General features: G+C 45.5%; 11 protein-coding genes. All 11 read right to left on the reverse strand.

The window, feature by feature from the left end:
• Positions 1-4 precede the first annotated feature (4 nt).
• The 11 genes from VBY75_RS05685 to VBY75_RS05735 all read right to left on the reverse strand — a co-directional run bounded on the left by VBY75_RS05685 (position 5) and on the right by VBY75_RS05735 (position 18,909).
• Positions 5-574, reverse strand: a complete 570-nt coding sequence (locus VBY75_RS05685; protein WP_416511454.1) for a FlgO family outer membrane protein — start codon at positions 572-574, stop codon at positions 5-7.
• 87 nt (positions 575-661) lie between these two features.
• A complete protein-coding gene (locus VBY75_RS05690; RefSeq protein ID WP_416511456.1) occupies positions 662-2,470 on the reverse strand; it encodes a tetratricopeptide repeat protein in 1,809 nt (602 codons plus the stop codon).
• A 151-nt stretch (positions 2,471-2,621) separates the two neighbouring features.
• Positions 2,622-5,480 carry a TonB-dependent receptor domain-containing protein gene (locus tag VBY75_RS05695; protein WP_222236648.1) on the reverse strand — a complete coding sequence of 953 codons (2,859 nt, stop codon included), beginning with the start codon at positions 5,478-5,480 and terminating at the stop codon, positions 2,622-2,624.
• A gap of 170 nt (positions 5,481-5,650) precedes the next feature.
• Positions 5,651-6,562: an SAM-dependent methyltransferase gene (locus VBY75_RS05700; protein WP_416511458.1), complete on the reverse strand. Its 912-nt coding sequence runs from the start codon at positions 6,560-6,562 to the stop codon at positions 5,651-5,653.
• A gap of 113 nt (positions 6,563-6,675) precedes the next feature.
• A complete protein-coding gene (locus VBY75_RS05705; protein WP_416511460.1) occupies positions 6,676-9,417 on the reverse strand; it encodes a TonB-dependent receptor plug domain-containing protein in 2,742 nt (913 codons plus the stop codon).
• Positions 9,418-9,697: 280 nt separating this feature from the next.
• Positions 9,698-11,128 carry a tetratricopeptide repeat-containing sulfotransferase family protein gene (locus tag VBY75_RS05710; protein WP_278358399.1) on the reverse strand — a complete coding sequence of 477 codons (1,431 nt, stop codon included), beginning with the start codon at positions 11,126-11,128 and terminating at the stop codon, positions 9,698-9,700.
• A 94-nt stretch (positions 11,129-11,222) separates the two neighbouring features.
• Entirely contained in the window at positions 11,223-14,192 is a 2,970-nt protein-coding gene (locus VBY75_RS05715) for a TonB-dependent receptor (protein ID WP_199494993.1), read from the reverse strand.
• 134 nt (positions 14,193-14,326) lie between these two features.
• Entirely contained in the window at positions 14,327-14,977 is a 651-nt protein-coding gene (locus tag VBY75_RS05720) for a 3'-5' exonuclease (protein ID WP_416511463.1), read from the reverse strand.
• 2 nt (positions 14,978-14,979) lie between these two features.
• The gene (locus tag VBY75_RS05725; RefSeq protein ID WP_278358289.1) at positions 14,980-16,812 is read right to left on the reverse strand and encodes a DUF294 nucleotidyltransferase-like domain-containing protein; all 1,833 of its coding nucleotides are present in this window, start codon (positions 16,810-16,812) and stop codon (positions 14,980-14,982) included.
• Between the two features lie 108 nt (positions 16,813-16,920).
• A complete protein-coding gene (locus VBY75_RS05730; RefSeq protein ID WP_199494990.1) occupies positions 16,921-18,636 on the reverse strand; it encodes a sodium:solute symporter family protein in 1,716 nt (571 codons plus the stop codon).
• A 6-nt stretch (positions 18,637-18,642) separates the two neighbouring features.
• On the reverse strand, positions 18,643-18,909 hold the full coding sequence (locus VBY75_RS05735) for a DUF4212 domain-containing protein (protein WP_054491183.1): 267 nt from the start codon (positions 18,907-18,909) through the stop codon (positions 18,643-18,645).
• Between the last annotated feature and the right edge of the window lie 212 nt (positions 18,910-19,121).

The following is a 19,121-nucleotide window of genomic DNA, read 5'->3' on the forward strand; positions in this document are numbered from 1 at the left end:
CCTCTTAGTTGCGCTGCAAACGGCCATTGACCATTTCAGACTGTTTGTTAGGCCAATATAAATGCTTAGGAACGTAACGGTTCGCAGCAGCCAAAACCTGCTGATTTCTGCGGTCAATAATACGCAGGTTGACCATAGCACCACTGTCTTTACGTGAGAGTGTTCCCACCAGCATCCAGTCTAAGTTCGGGTTCTGATTTAGTGCCTCGGCGTCTCTGCTTAGTGCCAGAGCCCCTCTTTGACTTATTCTGAGATAGTCTTGTGCTCTGAACTCAACTAACAGTATGTCGCGCTCTTCAAGATGTGCATATAGCCCCTCGCTCAACTGATGACTTAACTGATAGAGAGAGTCGCCATGCTCAGGTTGTTCGAGTGTTTCGGCTAAAACCAAACGAGTAATACCAAGTTGAGACATTGGGTAGGCTTTAATGTCAGCGTCCAGTTGGTCCGCTAACTGGGCCGCTAAATCATCTGCAATAGTCTCGTGTGGGTTTGAGACATGGGCCTGAGCACTGCTCGGAAAAAATAAAAACAGCGTGCCAAGCGCAATACTAGCGAGAAGCCGATAAACCATAACACTCACCTTAGTTAATTCAGTTCATGCTTTGTTATCGGCCAGTTTTAACTAACGTTTAGAAGGATTCACTAAACAAATGTTCGTTTAAGACGGAAAAATATCACAGGGGATGGTGATCCGCTCTTCGTCGGTATCAAAGGGTATCGTGCCATGCCAGCAATAACTGGGAAAAATCACACACATACCAGGCTTTGGACAAACGCTCATATCAATGGTGTCCTCCTCACCTAAGTTAAGCGATGTTTGCCCAAACTTTATCCAGCCTTTATGTTCAGGGTCGTCTTCTTTGACTTGCTCAGGAATGCTCAAATAAGTGCACATTGATAGCCAACCTTCAGGGTGCACATGATTGGTATGAAACCCTTGCTTAAACAGCTTAACTGACCAGCTTCCACTAAAATGATACCCGTTATTGTACCGGGAAGTTACTGGATGCTGATTGTCATCCGGTAACTCAGATAGGTAGTCATTGATAAACCTCTCCAGACTCTGTTTATAAGCCTGAATAACCGGGTCTTCCATTGAGAGCAGAGAGCCCACCGTCTGAGTACCTTTGCATACGGACTGGTCTAACGGTTGGTGCTGAGTTCTGTGAAGCGCCTGAACCCGCTTAACTAAAATGGGCCAGAACTCTTCCAAAGAATCATAACCATCGGGCGCAGGTAAATAACCCACTTTTACATAGTCATCGTAATTATTAAGGTATTTCTCCTCTTGCTCTTTACCGCTCAGCTTCATACACAAGCCTTTATAGGCATGTATCTCCTGGTTAAGTGGCTGATTCTCGTGGGCACGATCCAATAATTGAAAAGCTTTATCGTACGCCTTCTGCCTAAGCAAAACATTGGCCTTATCAATCAAGTAGCGTGGATGCCTGGGTTGCTGTTCCAACACTTTATCAAACAGAGTCGACGCTTCTTCAACATCACCTTTACGCAAGCACTGAGTACCCTTCATATGCAGCAAACTGTGCACATCCCCGAAGCGTTTAAGGAACATTTCTATCTCTGAGTCTGCTTGCTCGTATTGTTGGGAGCGAAGTAAGTGAGCCAGGTACGCATAAGCTAATGGCAACGAATCGGGCTGAGTTTTTAACGACTCCTGAAAGGAGGCCAAAAACTTATCTTGATGGTCGTGCTCCCAGTAAAGCTTATTAATAGCCTCGTGCGCCGGAACAAAATCGTTTTTAAGCCCTATGGTTTTCAGTAGCAGTTGTTCCGCCTGTTCAAAGTCGTTGTCATCATAAGCAAGACAACCTAGTTGAAACTGCCGTTGCGCTTCGTCAAATTTTCCACCCAGTTGTTCTAAAATTTCGCGAGCTGACTTCGTACGCTCGGTGTAACGATAGACCAAAGCTAGATTAAACAATAACGACGGTTCCTGAGGCCATTGCTGGAGGGCTTTTGCAAGTGTCTCTTCTGCCTTATCAAACAACTTATAGTCGAGCTCAGAACGCGCCTTAAGAATCACCGCATTTTTGAAGTCGGGCTTTTGCTGTAGCGCTTTAGTCGCCGCTTCTATAGCCGCTAGGTAATCTCTCGACTGATAGTGGAGCGATGCCAAGTTGTACCAGGCGTCAGGCAGTTTCGGGTTTATTTGCAAAGCTTTAGTATAGTTCTGCTTTGCCGCCATTAACTGCTGGCTACCCTGTAAAAAGTTTGCATAGTTCGACAAAACACTGGGTTGTTTCGGGTTGGCTTTTAAGCTCCGCGCAAAATAGTCAGCGGCTTTATCAGGCTCTCTTTGCTTAGTTGCAAGAGCCAATAAATGCAGGATATCCGGGTGGTTAGGGGCTTGCTGGTTTAATTGACTGGCAATTTTTTCAGCTTGAATAAAATCATTTTGCTGTAAAGCATTAACGGCTTTTTGGAACTGTTGGGCGAGTTGAGACATAGTAATAACATACAACTTTTTGACAATGTTTTTACAATAACACAACTTTCTCCTTGTGTGAGTAGATAAACTCAAGAGAAACAGAAGGTAAAAAGGCGACCCGAGGGTCGCCTTTATTGTTAAGAACTGTATTCGCCTAAGCGATAGTTTCTTAGAAGCGGAAAGTTACGCTACCGAATACATAACGTCCTAGCGCATCGTGGTAACCAGCAATAGTGTTACCGTTCAGGCTGTTAACGTCACCAACAATGGTAGGTTCTTTATCTAACGCGTTGTTCATACCCAACAGTACAGAAACGTTTTCTGTAACGTCGAAGTTTGCGTTCAGATCGATGTAGCTAGTAGAACCTAAACCGTCGCCGATTAGCTCGTCAGTTGATCCATCATAGTCAACTGAACCAAGGTAACGCCACTTAGCACCGACACTCCACCAGTCACCAGTACTGTATGTGAAGTTCATTGAATGACGCCATTCAGCTTGTGGGAAACAGTCTGAGCTGATTACGCCAGCACAGTCGATTGTAGTACCAGCAAGACCAGGAACCGTTGTGGTTTCTTTTGTCATGTAGTACGTACCAGTTAAGCTGATACCTAACTGACCGCCACCAATTTCGGTGTTGTAGTTAATGTTGGTATCGATACCAGTGTTGGTAGATTCAGCAAGGTTAACGCTGGTTGCGCTAACGTAGCCGTCTGTACCACGCCACAAGTCACCTGATGGGCTACGGGTAATCGCATTACACCATTGTGCTTCACCAGTTTCCGCACACTGACGGATGATAAGTTCTGGTGAAATTGTACCAATGCGGTCTTCCATCTCAATGTTCCAGTAGTCGATTGAGAAGTTGAAGTTATCAGTTGGGTTACCAACAAGACCGAAGGTTACTGTGTCAGCAAGCTCTGGATCCAAATCTGGGTTACCACCAAAGATTGCGTTGTACTGGCCTGCAGCGTTAGCTGCAACGTTTCCGTACTGACCTGAGCTCATTCCGGTGCTTGCACACTGTTCCTGAGTGTACTCAGGGCTGTCGCCGGCACATGGATCAACACCTGCCCACAAACCTATGCCCTGGGTTGCGAAAAGTTCTGCAACGTTTGGCGCACGAACTGCACGGTTGTATGTACCACGAATTTTGTAGTCGTCGTTAACCTGCCAGTCTAAACCAAGTTTGTACGCTGGCTCACCACCAGATGAACTGTAGTCAGAGTAACGGTAGCCTAAGTCAACCTGCAGGTTGTTTGCCCAGCTAGCGTCTTCAACTAACGGTACGTTGATTTCTGTGAACACTTCAGAAACGTTGTAACCACCAATTAAGCTGTCAGTTGGACCACCCTGGCCTGAAAGAGCGCCCTGCTGGTAAACTTCGTCGGCAACACGTTCGAAGTCAACTTCACGGTTTTCAACACCAAATACCGCTGCAACATTGTAGTTAGAAGAAGGCATGCTGAAGCCTGTTTCACCAGTTACGAACGCGTTAACAATACGCTGCGTTGTTAAACCAGTCAGGATAGCTGTACCACCCAGAGCGTCTGCTGCTTCGCCAGTTACGCCTTGGTATTTGAAAACTTCATAAGGAATACAGCCTTCGCCACACTCATCTGCGCCTGCTGCACCCAGTACTTGAGGCATACGAGGCACGTAGAAATCGTTAATGTAAACCGATGATGACTGAGTTGAGCCATACTGGAATGATACATCGTATTCCCACATTGCGCTCAGCTCACCAGTTGCACCAGCAACGATACGGTATGAGTTGTGCTCAAGGTTGTTAATACGAGGGCCGCCTTCTACGTTACGCTTACCAATGTAAGCCATAACCTGATCAGTATCTGCGCCGAACTGGTCACGGAACTGCTGACGCTGTCCATCGCTGAATACGTCGCTGTCTACGTCAAACGCGAAGTTCTGATAGAAAATACCAGACTGTGCGATCTGACCAGCAGTACGGTCATGCATATAGCTGGTTTCTAAATAAGGACGGAAGTTATCGTTTGCTTCATAGTTTACGAATGAACCGAAAGTATAACGGTCATTAGGACGCATGAAGTGGTTGATTGGTGCGTAGTTATATAAGTTGTCAGTAAATGGTGCAAAGCTGCCATCTTCAGTCAATGACCAGAATACTTCTTCATCAAAGTTAGGTGAACCACCTTCAATTGGCGAGAAGAAGAAGTTAGGTACAGGAGCAGTTGAAGAACCACCACATGCAGTACCAGCACCGTTCAATGCACAAGAAGAGTAATCGCGCTCACCCTGCAACAATTCTTCGTTAGTACGGAAAGTTGCATAGAAACTTGCACTACCTTTACCGCCAGCAAACATGCTGCCGCCTGTAACGTCTACGGTATAAGTTTTACCGTCAACGCCAGAACCGCCTTCTGGATAGTCGTAACCAGCTTCATCCATCAAGCCTTGCATGTAGCTATTGCTGTTATCGTGCTGATAGCCTGAAGTACCTAAAGTTACTTCAAAGCCTTCGATGTCTTTCTTCATTACGAAGTTAACAACACCGGCAACAGCATCAGAACCGTAAGTAGAAGAACCACCACCGGTTAATACTTCAACACGCTCGATAAGAGCGGTTGGGATTTGGTTAACGTCAGCAGCCTGTGAATAAACACCACCTGGCTGTAAACGACGACCGTTTACCAGTACCAAAGTACGGTTAGCGCCCAAACCACGTAAGTCAAGGTTTGCAACACCCGCTGCACCGTTAGCAACAAACGAGTTCTGTGTCGCTGTTTCTAGCTGCGGTAAAGTTGCCATCAGGTCTTCCACACGGGTAAAACCAGATGCTTTAACTTCTTCAGAAGAAACCATCTCTACAGGAGATGCAGTTTCTAAGTCCGTACGTTTAATACGAGAACCTGTAACCTGAATACGCTCTACTTCTTCTGCAGCCGTATCAGTGTCATTTTGGTTGTCTTGTGCAACTGCTAATGCAGGAAAGCCTAAAGACGCAGCAACTGCTGCAGCCGTTAAGCTTTTTCGAAATGTCATATTTTTCATGAGTAAAAACTCCCTGGAACGTTTTTATTATGCCGCTTCTTTAATAGAAGCTGCTTAAAATTTAACAGGAAGTTAATGGGTTGTAAACTTTTCGTTCTAATTTTGTTGGCTTTGTTGCAAAGAGTGTTAACAAGGCCACAAAAAGTGGCCTGCACTATAAACAAAGAGATTCACTTAAAAGCAATGACACAATTCCCAAACACACCACTCTCAGGAAACTGTACCTGCTGCACTGTAACCTTTTTAAAGCCTGCAGCCTCAAACTGCTTTTGAGTTTCGTCCATATCACCTAACTGTTCAGTTGCTTTCAGTAGGGTTTTGGTTCGTGCTTTGTGTGCATTTAATGAATCCATGTAACCGTTAAGAACCTGGCGCGACTCTGCGTCTTTACCTTCTGCCGCCGCATTTAACAGGTGCTTAGTCGCCGGCACAAAATTCATGGCATGAAATGATGGATTGCGCTCATGCTTGCGAACAAACTGATTGAGTATTTGTTGTGCCTGCAAAGCAGAACGCGGTAAGTTTTTAGGGCCGTACTTCAGTAACGACTCTTGAAGCGGCACCACTGATTTTTTAAGTTGCTTAATCACGGAAGGCATTAAGTCATAAATTGCTTCACTCTTCTTATAAATAACAGACTCTTTTGAGTGAACCAGCGCAATTAACATGCCTCCACGTTTTAGCTGAGCATTAAGGTTCTTCAAACCCTCCGCCATATCGCCGTATTCCAGCCCGTAGTGAGAAACAAAGGTGCCCACTTTTTTATTTGAAGGTAGCTGGAAACTCTCGTAAGGCGTATCACCCTGAAGTTTTAGATCAGTATCAGGTGGGTTCAGCTGAGCAGAGTCGATGCCCTGCACATCAAGTTTCTTGCTTTTTTCTTTTGCATACTCGTTTAACCATTGAACAACAATGCCATTACCGGTACCGATGTCCACCATAGGCTGTTTCACGTCGTTTTCATCCATGCGTTCAAACCAAAACTTTCGCATTTGGTAAGCGGGTAAACGTGAGCTGTCATCTAAAAAACTCGCCTTGGCACCCTTTTGCCAAAAATAACTCCACGGATTACTTTGCGTCATTTCCTTCCCTTATTGTTAGTTTTGTCTTAGCCGAATCATAATAACACTCTCTTATTCTGCCATAAAAAAACCCAGCCGAAGCTGGGTTTTTAAACAACTAACGTTGTCAGGCCTTAGAACTTCATGCTGATACGACCATACCAGTATTGACCAGCAGTGTCATAAGAAGAGTTCAAAGTATTCATATCGTTATTGTTAGTAACGTATGGAGGCTGCTTATCAAACACGTTACGCGCACCAAGAGTAAAGGTGGTTGTTTCGCTGAAGAAGTAGTTCATCTGTACGTCATGATATACGTAGCTTCCTACTTCGCTTGACAGATCATCCACATCGTAGTTGATGTCAGTTACGCCATCCTGGTAGCGAGTGATCCAGCTCCAGTCGAAGTCACCAATTTGGTAACCCATAGTCAGGTTTGTACGCAACTCTGGGAATGCCGCTACACGACCACCGAAGTTGGTGTCTGCGCCGAATTTTCCAGCCAACTCAAGAGTTTCCGCACCTTCTTGCGCCAGGTATTTGTACTCATCGAGTACAGTACCGTCAACACGCAGGTTGAACATGCCGTCACCCAGGTCAGCTGCCCATTTCACATCGAAGTCAAAACCTGAAGTTGTGAAGGTTGAGATGTTTGCAGTACCGGCAAGAATACCAGCCATGTAACCTTGAGAGTCACGGAACTCAGAACCTGAGTAACCAGGACGACCTACAGCTTCCGGACCTAAAATCAGGTCACAAGAATTCGCTGAGAAGTTTTCACTGTTGTAACACTCAGAGATGATAGCGGAAGTACTTGGCGCACCTAAACCATCTTCAATTTCGATGTCGTAGTAATCAACTGCAACGCTGAAGTTCTCGATGAACTCTGGTTGATAAACAACACCTAAAGTGAAGCTTTCAGAGGTTTCAGGTTTCAGATCCGGGTTACCACCAACCAATGTTGAAGACTGGTTGTTGTCCAGGCTGAAGTCGCCCGGTAAGCCTTCTGATGCACAGTTGTCTTTAACTGTCTGGCTCTGGCTACCTGTACCGTAGTCGATACATGGATCTGTGTAGCTGATGTTTGACTCAACTTGTGGTGAATACAAGTCACCGATACCTGGAGCGCGGAAGCCTTCAGCAAAGGTTGCACGGACCAATGTACCTGTAGTTGGTACGTATTCTAAGCCGAATTTAGTGGTCGTTTGTGCATCAAGGAAGTCGTAATCAGAACGACGTACTGCTGCAGACAGGTCAAGACGCTCTACGCCAGGCATACCAGCTAACAATGGAGCATTAATTTCCATGTAAGCTTCCTGAACGTCGTAAGAACCTTCAGTTGGCTCTGCTGCAACGCTGTAGATTTGGCCTAAGATTGCGCCGCCATCTGGTTGGTTCTGATATTCTTCCCAGCGCTTCTCAACGCCGACAGCCCAAGAAATTGGACCTGCAGGTAAGCCAAATGAACCAGTGTCACCAGTTAAGTTAGCCATTAACTGTTTTGTCGTCGCACGATCAACTGGCGAGTTAGGAATTGTTGCGTAGTCCTGGAATTCTTGCGTGAAGGTACCTTCCTGGAACGGGTTCCACAGGCCTGGGCACTCTTCATCTGCGTCACACAGTTCTGGATCTAACAAGTTACCGATACGCTCTGGGTTTGAACGACCATACTCTACGCGGCTGTCAACATAACGTGCGTAGTTGTATGAGATGTCCCATGACCAACCGTTATCCAGGTAACCTTCCAGTCCGAATACCATGCGGTAGTCAGAGAAATCCTGAGTAAATGAACGTCCGCCAGTTTCGGCAAGACGACGGTAGATGTAAAGGTCTTCACCAATTGGGTTGTCAGGATGATCGCCAGCAACTGTTGGTCCCCAGAAAGTACCTTCTGCAGCCATTAGCTGGTCAGATTGACGGTTAGTGAAACCACCTTCCATAAATGCTGAAAGGTCACGAGTTAACTCGTAGTTTGCAGACGCATTAATTGAGAAGATGTCCTGCGGAGTCACCATGTAGCTTGCAGGAGCAAAGTTGTAAGCGTCTTGCTGACCATCATACGGACGAATTTCGCCAGTGTTAGGGTCTACGACAAAGCTTGTACCTGCGTTGCCTGAGTTATACTGAGAGTCTTCATCAGCTGCAGACCAGTTACCGTAAGGAATAGTTGAAGAGCCACCACGTACGATTTCGCCACCTGACTCACTCAGAGGGTAACGAGAAAAGTCGCGGTCGCCCTGCCAGATAGGGTTACGGTTTTGGTACTCAAGCGCTAAAGTTACGTTGCCTTTGTCGCTGGTAGCGCCGATAACACCTGAAACTTTAGTCGTTTCGCCGTCGCCTTCACCGGTTAAGTCGTACTGAGCTGAGAACTCCGCACCTTCGAAATCTTTCTTGGTGATAAAGTTGATTACACCGGCGATAGCATCAGAACCATAAATGGTTGATGCGCCGTCACGTAATACTTCAACACGCTCAATGTAAGCCATCGGGATTGAGTTTAAATCACCTGAAGCGTAACGACGGCCGTTGATCAAAATCAGCGTACGAGCTGAACCCAGACCACGTAAGTTAGCTGAAGCATAACCAACAGAGCCATTGTTTGTGTTTGAGCCGTTGTAACCACCATTCATGGAAGGAATGTTATGGATGAACTTTTCCATGCTGGTGAAGCCTGAGTTTTCGATTGCTTCTGAATCAAAAACTGTGATTGGACTTGCTGTTTCAGTGTCGGTGCGTTTAATACGCGAACCCGTTACCTGAATACGCTCGACATCGTTAGCTCCTGCTTCTTGCGCAGCAACTAGTGCCGGAAAGCCTAATGTGGTTGCAATAGCTGCAGCCGTTAAGCTTTTACGAAAAGTACTATTGTTCATTGAAATTACTCCCTGGAACATTATTTTTTAGTTGCTTGATTGGCGAAAGCAACATGAAACCGACGACGCACTTATCGTTTTTGGAAGGTGCATCGTGTTTTCGGTTACAACCTTTTAACGCCGCAGGGATTTCATTTCAATAGGAGTTCAGTTCTTTTCTTTAACCCCAGGAATCGTTCGCCTAAAAAATAGCCTAATAGATTATTATTGAACCTCTTTTATTAAGAAAATTAACAATAGTTTCAACGTGTTTAACATGTGTTTCAGGATTGTAAAGGCTTTAAAATACAGTATTAAAAATAGGTTCTGCCGCTTTCGCACGTTTGATGCTTTCATCATTAACATCTGCACTAACCTGACCCAGGCTGGACGTCAAAACGGGATTGCGACTTCCTTTAGGCGAATATGAAGACTTTTCAGGTTCCAGTCCAATATGCTCATACACTCTATTCATAACGTTGTTCGTTTTTGTTACAAGATCCTCATAACTTATGGTTAATATGCGATCAGGGAAACATTTCTCCCAGTGAGTCAGGAGACTTATTTCGTTCTCTATGTACGTTTGAATCGACTCTTTAGACCAGCTCCAGTCAGCACCTCCACGAAACGCGGTTTTGTAACAAGACCATGCTATATGCTCAGGTTTGCGCCTTATATAAATTGCTTTGCCTTGTGGCACCGCTTTCGCCCAAATACCAAACAGCCGATTCAAGTTAAGACTTTTATCGACAACGTAACCTGAGCCCGGATAACGAACGTCGGTAAGTGACTGGTAAGTTTCGGTTATCATGTCTATCCCTGCCTGAGCGTCACCGTGGCGCCCCATAAAAGCAGGGAAGTTCATGGTGTCCTGTGGCGACAAATGAGCACAAGCCTGTCCAAACGCCCCCGTTTCTCCGGCACCGACTACTGCACTATGATTACTTAATATCTGGCCCAAAAGCGTGGTTCCGCTTCTTGGTAAACCAAGAATTGCAATCGCCCGGTTATATTTAACCCGAGACTCAGGTACCGCCTTCATTCCCTGCTTGCTAAAATAAGTTTGTAAGTCGGTAACAAACCGTTTATCAAATGCAGCCTTATACTTAGACTGTTGAGCCATTAATTTAGCCCCTTTTTCGTAGGCCTTAACCGCGTCTTCTAAACGATCTCTATCGGTTAACGCTTTTCCTAAAGCGTAGTGATAATGCATCCAGTTAATAGGATCATCTTCCGAATATTTATCAGCAACATCCAGCAACTCTTGAAACAGCTCAATATCTTCTGAGAAATCAGTAAAAGACGCTAAAGTTAACCAACTAATTCCTAGATGGGGAGCTAACCCGACAACCTTTCGCAGATACCGGTCTGCTAGCGAAAAGTCTCCCAATTGTGCCCGGGCAGTGCCACATAGGTGCATTATTGAGGGGTTATCAGGTTGCTGGAGAGTTAACGGTTCCGCTGTTGCCAGTGCCCTCTGAAGGTATCCCGCTTCTGCATATATCCCCGCTCGCTGAATATCGCTGGTTACTGTTCTTTGCGTCTGTTGTCGCATGATATCGACACACTCAGTGGCTAAAGTAACTTCCCGCAACCCTAAACTCATTTTAGCTAACATTAACCAATGCGTTTTAAGAGGAGATTTCTTTTCTATTGCATGCCGAATTTTTTCAACCGCTTCGGTTCTCCGTCGAGCTTTCATCGACTCCTGAATATCCGACAAAAACGCCATAACTTCCACAGTGTTCCCCTATTATAAATGACAGACAAAAAAGCCGGGAATCAGAGAGTTCCCGGCTTGAACGTTCCAGTTCTATTGCTTTACTTTAGAACTTAACTTCTGCACTCAAACGCACATAGCGTGGAGTCTGGAAGTTAGTTGGCAAGCCGTAAAGCTCATTTTCCTGGCCTCGGGCAATAAGACCGTAGCCATAATCAACCGCTTCATAACCTGCGAAACGTTCTGATACTTCATTAACCTCAGTTGCAGTGTCATTGTTAAACACATTGAAGACATCTGCACGGAAGGTTACATCCGTATCACCGATCATCATGTTATAACGAGCAGTCAAGTCTAAACGCCACTGGCTATCTGTACGACCTTGTGAACCTCGTGGCGCTATTTCGCCATCCTTAACAAAAGACTCAGCACCGTACAGCGAAGCATAAGTGTCCGTAGGGTGGTAACCGAAGGCATTAACCGGACGACCAGATTCCCAGCTAAAGTTAGCTCCCAGGCTGAATGCATCTGTAAGTGCATATGAGCCGCGCAACTTAACCATATGACGACGGTCATTTGGCAAGTTACCATAAGAACCATCTGTTAATCCTGGTTGGTCAAAGTTCGTTGTCAGTCCAGCATCATCCTGCCCATTATCTGAACGAACAAAACCTTCGTTATTTCCCCAACTATGAGACCAAGTGTAACTACCGTCAAACATCCATTTATCATCAAACTGACGTTTAACAGTCACATCAACAGCTGCGTACTTACGCTCAGATTCAGGGTAGCCTAAGTAGCTTCCCGGAATTGTATACTGTTGATTTTCCAGTGGACCAGACTCACCATCCGGATCGGTAGTGATAGTCACGTCATTACCGGGGTTGGTAAGAACATAATAGTGGAAGCCACTGGCACACATAGTACAAGCTGAACCAAACTCATCCTGCAGGTATTCGTTAAAGCCAGCATCGATCGCCACATCTTCCAGCGAACTGCCGAGCTCACGATACGTACCTTTAACACCTACTGACCAATTTTCAGAAACCATGGTTTCATAGCCCAGGATGTATTCATCTTGGTACATAGGGTCAAGATCAGCGTTAACTGTTTCACCAGTGCCTTTCAAAGTACCGTCAGCATAGACAGAACGGCCATCTAAGTCACCAAAGACAGGTGTATTATCATCGTTGATATCGGCAACTTCATAGGTGCTTACAACATAGTACTCGTCACCAGCAAGGCGAACGTTTGTATTAGTTGCTACAGGCAAGAAGTAACGACCATAGTTAGCAAATAACTTGCTCTCACCATTACCATTGATATCCCAGCTTAAACCAACGCGAGGTGCCCACTGATCAGAAACATCAACAAACTTTTCACCGGCTTTGTTGTAGTTCTCAAATGTCTCATTACGTAGTCCAATGCGGGCAACAACGTCGTTTGTTACGTACCAAGTATCCTGAACGTAAAATGCGTTCGATTTAGTCTCGAAGCTACCTTCGTTGCTGTAAATGTTTTCATCAACCAAAGTACATCCGACAAGATCACCGTCAGAGAAACCTGAAGAGTCACAACCATAGTAAGTGTAAGCTACACCGCCAGCACGCTCAGTTTTTTCGTAAGCTTCCATATCTTCATAGTCAATACCGGCACGAATCGTATGATCCGGGTGGACATACCAATCGATATCAACACGATAAGCTGTACGTTTATCTTCCTGAACAGAAGGCGTTGCTAAACCAAAGTTTGTAAACTGACCAGAGTAACCGTCTGCATAGATAGCAACAGTATCCGAGCTCGCGTTACGGTTTGTATAAGTGGCTTCGTTAACGCCGTATAAAACACTTAGCGTTAAGTCATCGGTTAAAATACCCGTATATTGAGCCGCATATGACTTCCCGCCGCGGTCTAATACGTAATCACCGTACAATTCACCTTGCGCGTCTTGCTCGGCATTGTAAGCGTACTTACTGGATTCCAGTTCGCTTGAGTTATCCCAACCCGTAAATTCGATAATATGGTTTTGGGTAATATACCAGTCTAATTTACCAGCAAATAAAACGTCTGATGCATCTCTTTCGTAGGACTGTCCTGCAGTAGCAAAGTCGCTTACACGATCTTTAAAGTTAACCAAACCGAAGAAAAACAATTTATCTTCGACCAGTGCGCCACTTGCCCAAACGTTGTAGTTGTTTTCACCAATTTCATCTTTGCTATTTAACTGATAGTAAGGGCTACCGTTGCGGGCTAATTGCTCCTCGTCAGTCAGGATCACATCTGGTTTATCAGAACGCAGTGAAGATGGCTCAAAATAAGCACTTGCTCCGGCTTTAAATTCATTCGAACCGGATTTCGTGGTAGCGTTTATGACACCACCCGTAGAGCGTCCATATTCAGCAGAATAACCACCCGTTTTTACTTCAAACGTTTCGTACATTTCGAATGGTAACTCAGAACCACCAAGTCCATTACGGAAGTTCGTTACGTTCAAGCCATTGACGTAATAAACGTTTTCACCCACTGACGCCCCACCAAAGGAAGCCAGGTTACCAAACGCTGAGTCACCGCGGGTTGTGCCCGGTGCTAGCAAAGCAACTGAAGAAAGATCACGAGGGACAGGAACCTTGCTCAAAAAGTCCTGGCCAATAACGAGCTCAGATTCAGACGATGTAGTGTCAATAGAAGAAATAGCCGAGCCTGTTACCTGGATTGTTTCCATTTGTTCTTGAGTAACAAGTGTCAAATCGATATTGGTACGACCACCGACTTGCACACGCAGCATTTCTTCTTCCAACACTCCGTAACCCGACTTCGTTGCTTTTAAAGAATACTGTCCGGGCGGTAGTAAAGGAAAGCGGTAGTTACCGTTTTCATTGGTAGTAACGGTACGAGTTAATCCTGTTTCTAAATTCGTTATGGTAATTTGGACATCATTAATTGCATCTCCAGCCTGGTTTTCTGCACTACCAAGCAGAAAACCTTTTGACTCATCAGCAAGAGCCGGTGCGGCACTGCCTAAAGTCAAAGCCACAGCTGATGCTGCAACACTCACTTTGAATATTGAATTTTTCATGATTGTATTTCCCTGGGTTTTTAAGACTTATTATCTCCAAAAGTTACAATATTACGCAGTGAAACATCTTATTAAACTTTGTAACACCTTGTAACATTCCCACGGTATCATGTTTTTAAATACATCTAAAATACCTAATTAGCCGCTCTTTTTAATAAAGAGGTTGCTGGCCTATTAGAGTTCTCATTTGAGTAACACTGCGCCAAAAAAAGCTCTGCACAAGCGAGGGTATCTGTTAGTGCGTGGTGAGCATGATAGTCAGGTAAGTTATAACGCTTTCGACACGCACTCAGCGTTAGTTGGCCACCTTGAATAGGTTGCTGAGGATTCCGCTCAAGTTTGTTTTTTTCAAAAGCTAAAGTGTCGAAAACTGCCAGCGGTTTAAAAAGTGTGCCGTACTCCGCCTCAATATGCTTCAAAAACCGCCAGTCCATGCCTTTGTGGTGGCAAACTAATACGGCATCATTCAAAGCTCGACTTAACATACCGAACGTTTGCCTGGGCTCCGAGCTATGCAGAAAGTCTTGCTGGGTTAAACCGTGGATAGTCGGACTTTGACCTAATTCAAGCTCCTGTCCGTGAGCAAAAACATGATATTGAGCATTGCCGTAGTGCATTACTGGCGGGTGTATGGTCATCCACGCAATCGACAATATTTGATGCTTCTTTGGATCCAGCCCGGTACTTTCAATATCCAGCGCAACATACCGCAACTCTTGCCAGGGGCGTTTTAGCTTTTGCCGGCGGTCGTACCAATGAGCAAGTCTCTCTAACCATTGCGCCATAACTAATAACCCTGGCGACTGAATTTTAAGCCTACGCCCTGTTGGGCTTCTTTAATTATCTTAAATGCGGTTTTCAGTTGGCGCCTTGATAAGGTACTTAACTCATCCGGGTCTATTGCGTTTTTGGGTTTATCTGTTCCCCAAACTTTTAGCTGATGATTCAACCTCAGTTGAGTCAGAAATTCCCAGGCTTCCAGCAGCGACTGGTTATCGCGTCGGTTTAGCAGCTTACTCCCTTTTAAAGCTGCTAGTCGAGCGGGCGTACTCGGCGATGTCAGCCCTGCCTGCAGAGAATAAATGCGGGCAATATCATTAATAAGTGCAATCCCGTAGCGCTTGATATCAATGGTGTCGCCATCATCCGTGTCCTCTGTACGCAACCGATTAAAAAGCCCAAGCGGAACACTTATCTTATTGACTAAAATCGCTAAGTTTCCTAAAAACATTTCATTCCTGGCTAAATCAGCTATTTGCTTACGATACTCTTGGTAAAACTTACCGGGCCCCACCACCGGACGACTGTCAAAAAATATCTGGCAGTACATCAAAGCCTTAGGTGTCGGACTTTCTATCCAGTTAGTGAAACGCTTTTTCCACTCATCTATTGTGCCGCGACAATCAGGGTTAGATGCCATAATATTGCCCGGGCATGAGGGGATACCGCATTCATTGAGCCCCTCACAAACATACTCCCCCAAACCGGCAAACCAATCCTTTTGTTTGTCGGTTAAACCGTTACTCAATAACAGGCCATTGTCCTGGTCCGAACTTAACGTCTGGTCTTCCCTTCCTTGCGAGCCAAATGCGAGCCAACTGTATGCAGCCGGTGCAGCGCCATTCTCTTGCTCGTACAACTGTATAAGCTGGCGTGTCATACCGTCGGTAACCGACGCCATAAGACGACCCAGTATTGAGGTTTGTTTTACGCGACTGGCAAAAGTTTGCAGGTAGTCCGGAAGCTTTCTAGCCTCTTCTACTAACTGCTCTTTGCTACCGGCTTTACGAATGGCGCTGATGAGAAACACCGGATCACTGCGTTGCTGGCGGATTAGGTCGGTAGCGGTCACCATGCCTACAGGTTGATTTTGATCATTAACCACGGGCAGATGGTGAATGTTGCTGGAAGTCATTGTTGTCAGCGCATCCATTAATGAGCGATTCTCATAAACAGATTCAGGTAATTGCGTCATTACTGCGGCAACTCGAACGTCAAGCGGCAAGCCTTCTGCCACAACGCGGTTTCTCAGATCTCTGTCGGTCAATATTCCCACAAGCTGGGTATCATCTACAACCAGCACAGAGGATATCCCGTTGCTGGACATCAGCTTTGCCGCTTCCTGTACAGAGGTGTCACTGGTTAAGCTAACGGGGGGCATTGTTACGACATTACCGACCGTTTGCTCACTCCAGTCAAGCTCATCATTTTCGTCACTTTTTTGCTCTGTTAGCAAGCGTTGTCCATGCGCCCTGATGAAATACTGTTCGAAGGGTTTCGACACATTACGAAGACGATCGAAGGCAGACTGAGGCAAAACGTAAACAATGCCATCCTCTATTGTTTTAAGTTTATTTACTACTTCTCGACCCGATAACAACGACGGATAGCCGAAGAGATCGCCATTTTCCAGGCGCTCAATTAACCGTCCATCAGCGCCTCGCAAATCAAAGACTCCCGAGCGCACTATAAAAAGTGCAGGTCGCATGTCTTTCATAATTTCATTGCAGTTTTCTTCATTCATATAAACGGACTGCAATTGAGATACCGCCCAACTTCTCTGCTCTTCAGATAACGTATCAAATGGAGGGCAATCTTTTAGAAATGCATTTACTTCCATGAGCTGACCTCAATGTGGAAAAGCTGACTTCAGTTTTGTGTATTAACACAACTTAGTCAATAAAAAGCCCAGCACTCGGGCTGGGCTTTAACTGTATTATGTTATTCATTAGTGAGACTGAGCTTCACCCGATCCTTTCGGATAACGAATGGACTCAACCAGCTCCTGAATATCTTCCGGGGCGTCACCAGTAAATTTATGCACAACAACCGCAACAACAAAGTTGATTATCATACCTAAAGTACCAATACCCTCCGGTGAGATACCGAATAACCAGTTTTCCTGAGTATTTAACTCCGGAGCGACGAACTTGAAGTAAACAATGTAGCAGAAGGTAAACAGTATACCGACAACCATACCAGCTACTGCACCTGCACGGTTCATACGCTTATGGAATACGCCCATGATGATCGCAGGGAAGAAGCTCGCTGCCGCTAAGCCGAACGCGAAGGCGACCACCTGCGCCACGAAGCCGGGCGGATAGATACCGAAGTAAACCGAGATAATTATCGCGACCGCAGCTGCGAGTCGGGCGTAGAAAAGCTCCTGTCTATCCGTGATATTCGGTGCCAAATTTCGTTTCAATAAGTCATGCGAAACTGACGTCGAAATAACCAATAGCAAGCCTGCGGATGTAGAGAGCGCAGCGGCTACCCCACCGGCAGCTACAAGTGCAACGACCCAGGCTGGCAAATCAGCAATCTCAGGGTTAGCTAAAACCATGATGTCACGGTCAATAGTCATTTCATTGCGCTCATCACCTGAATAGAACATTTTGCCGTCATCGTTCTTATCTTCCCAAGTGATCAGACCGGTTTTTTCCCAGTTTTTAATCCAGCTTGGTGCGTTTTCATATTCAACACCCGTTAATTCAGGACCGTTGATAGTATTGAACATGTTGACCTTGGCAAACGCAGCAATAGCAGGCGCTGTTAAGTAAACCACAGAAATAAAGGTCAGAGCCCAGAACGCAGAGCGACGCGCATCGCGTACCTTAGGTACGGTGAAGAAGCGCACGATAACGTGAGGCAAACCAGCAGTACCAACCATTAATGCAGCTGTGATGAAAAACACATCGACTTTACTACGCATACCTTCTGTATATGCGGCAAAACCAAGTTCCTGAGACAGTCCATCGAGCCGGTCAAGCAGGTAACTTCCTCCGCCCGGAACGTCTTGAGCTATGGTTGCGCCAAAGCCAGTTTGGGGCAAGAAATGATCCGTCATTAATAGTGAGATGAATACAGCAGGTACAACATAAGCAAACATCAGTACAACGTATTGTGCAACCTGTGTGTACGTGATTCCCTTCATACCACCGAGTACGGTGTAGAAGAAAACGATGATTGCGCCAATAATAACACCCGTTGCAATATCCACTTCCAGAAAGCGGGAGAATACAACACCGACACCACGCATTTGTCCTGCAATGTAAGTAAAGCAGATCAAGATAGCGCAGATTACTGCGATAGTACGAGCGGTTTGTGAATAGTAGCGGTCGCCAATGAAGTCCGGCACAGTGAATTTGCCAAACTTGCGTAGGTAAGGAGCAAGGCACATGGCCAATAAGACATAACCACCTGTCCAGCCCATTAGGTAAACAGAACCATCATAACCAGCGAAGGCTACGATACCCGCCATTGAGATAAAAGAAGCAGCTGACATCCAGTCAGCAGCTGTGGCCATCCCGTTCATTACCGGGTTAACACCACCGCTTGCTACATAAAAGTCATTCGTTGAGCCGGCACGTGACCAAATTGCGATACCAATGTATAGCGCGAAGGTCAGGCCGACGATTATAAAGGTGAGCGTTTGAATATCCATAGCGCCTTAGTCCTCGTGTACATTATATTTGTTATCTAACGCGGCCATGCCCTTCACATAAATGAAGATGAGCACGATGAAAGTCAGAATGGAGCCTTGCTGTGCAAACCAAAATCCCAGCTTAAAGCCAAAGAAAGTAATTTCGTTAAGCACGTCCACCAGTATAATTCCAAAGCCATAGGAAACGATAAACCATACAACTAACAGCTTGAGCATCAAGCTGAGGTTCTCTTTCCAATACGCTTTGGCATGAGATTCGCTTTCGAATGCCATAACGTCCCCTCCAGTTGTTCAACATTATTGTTTTTGGGTCGCTAACAAATGTAAGTGGGATTGTTAATAGGGGAAATTGGACTTTGGTCGTAGCCGCTGCTGAAGTAAGGTGTTTGTTTCGGACATAAAAAAAGCCCCCAGCGTAAGCTGGGGGCTGTTTTATTAATAGTCTGGACAAGGTTTCGCAGAGCTCAACCTGTTCAGCGGGGTAG

The organism is Idiomarina sp. HB, assembly GCF_048059115.1.
GTDB lineage: Bacteria > Pseudomonadota > Gammaproteobacteria > Enterobacterales > Alteromonadaceae > Idiomarina > Idiomarina abyssalis.

Coding starts and splice junctions, on each gene's coding strand:
- VBY75_RS05685 (WP_416511454.1), bottom strand. CDS start 574: ATGGTTTATCGGCTTCTCGCTAGTATTGCGCTTGGCACGCTGTTTTTA.
- VBY75_RS05690 (WP_416511456.1), bottom strand. CDS start 2,470: ATGTCTCAACTCGCCCAACAGTTCCAAAAAGCCGTTAATGCTTTACAG.
- VBY75_RS05695 (WP_222236648.1), bottom strand. CDS start 5,480: ATGAAAAATATGACATTTCGAAAAAGCTTAACGGCTGCAGCAGTTGCT.
- VBY75_RS05700 (WP_416511458.1), bottom strand. CDS start 6,562: ATGACGCAAAGTAATCCGTGGAGTTATTTTTGGCAAAAGGGTGCCAAG.
- VBY75_RS05705 (WP_416511460.1), bottom strand. CDS start 9,417: ATGAACAATAGTACTTTTCGTAAAAGCTTAACGGCTGCAGCTATTGCA.
- VBY75_RS05710 (WP_278358399.1), bottom strand. CDS start 11,128: ATGGCGTTTTTGTCGGATATTCAGGAGTCGATGAAAGCTCGACGGAGA.
- VBY75_RS05715 (WP_199494993.1), bottom strand. CDS start 14,192: ATGAAAAATTCAATATTCAAAGTGAGTGTTGCAGCATCAGCTGTGGCT.
- VBY75_RS05720 (WP_416511463.1), bottom strand. CDS start 14,977: ATGGCGCAATGGTTAGAGAGACTTGCTCATTGGTACGACCGCCGGCAA.
- VBY75_RS05725 (WP_278358289.1), bottom strand. CDS start 16,812: ATGGAAGTAAATGCATTTCTAAAAGATTGCCCTCCATTTGATACGTTA.
- VBY75_RS05730 (WP_199494990.1), bottom strand. CDS start 18,636: ATGGATATTCAAACGCTCACCTTTATAATCGTCGGCCTGACCTTCGCG.
- VBY75_RS05735 (WP_054491183.1), bottom strand. CDS start 18,909: ATGGCATTCGAAAGCGAATCTCATGCCAAAGCGTATTGGAAAGAGAAC.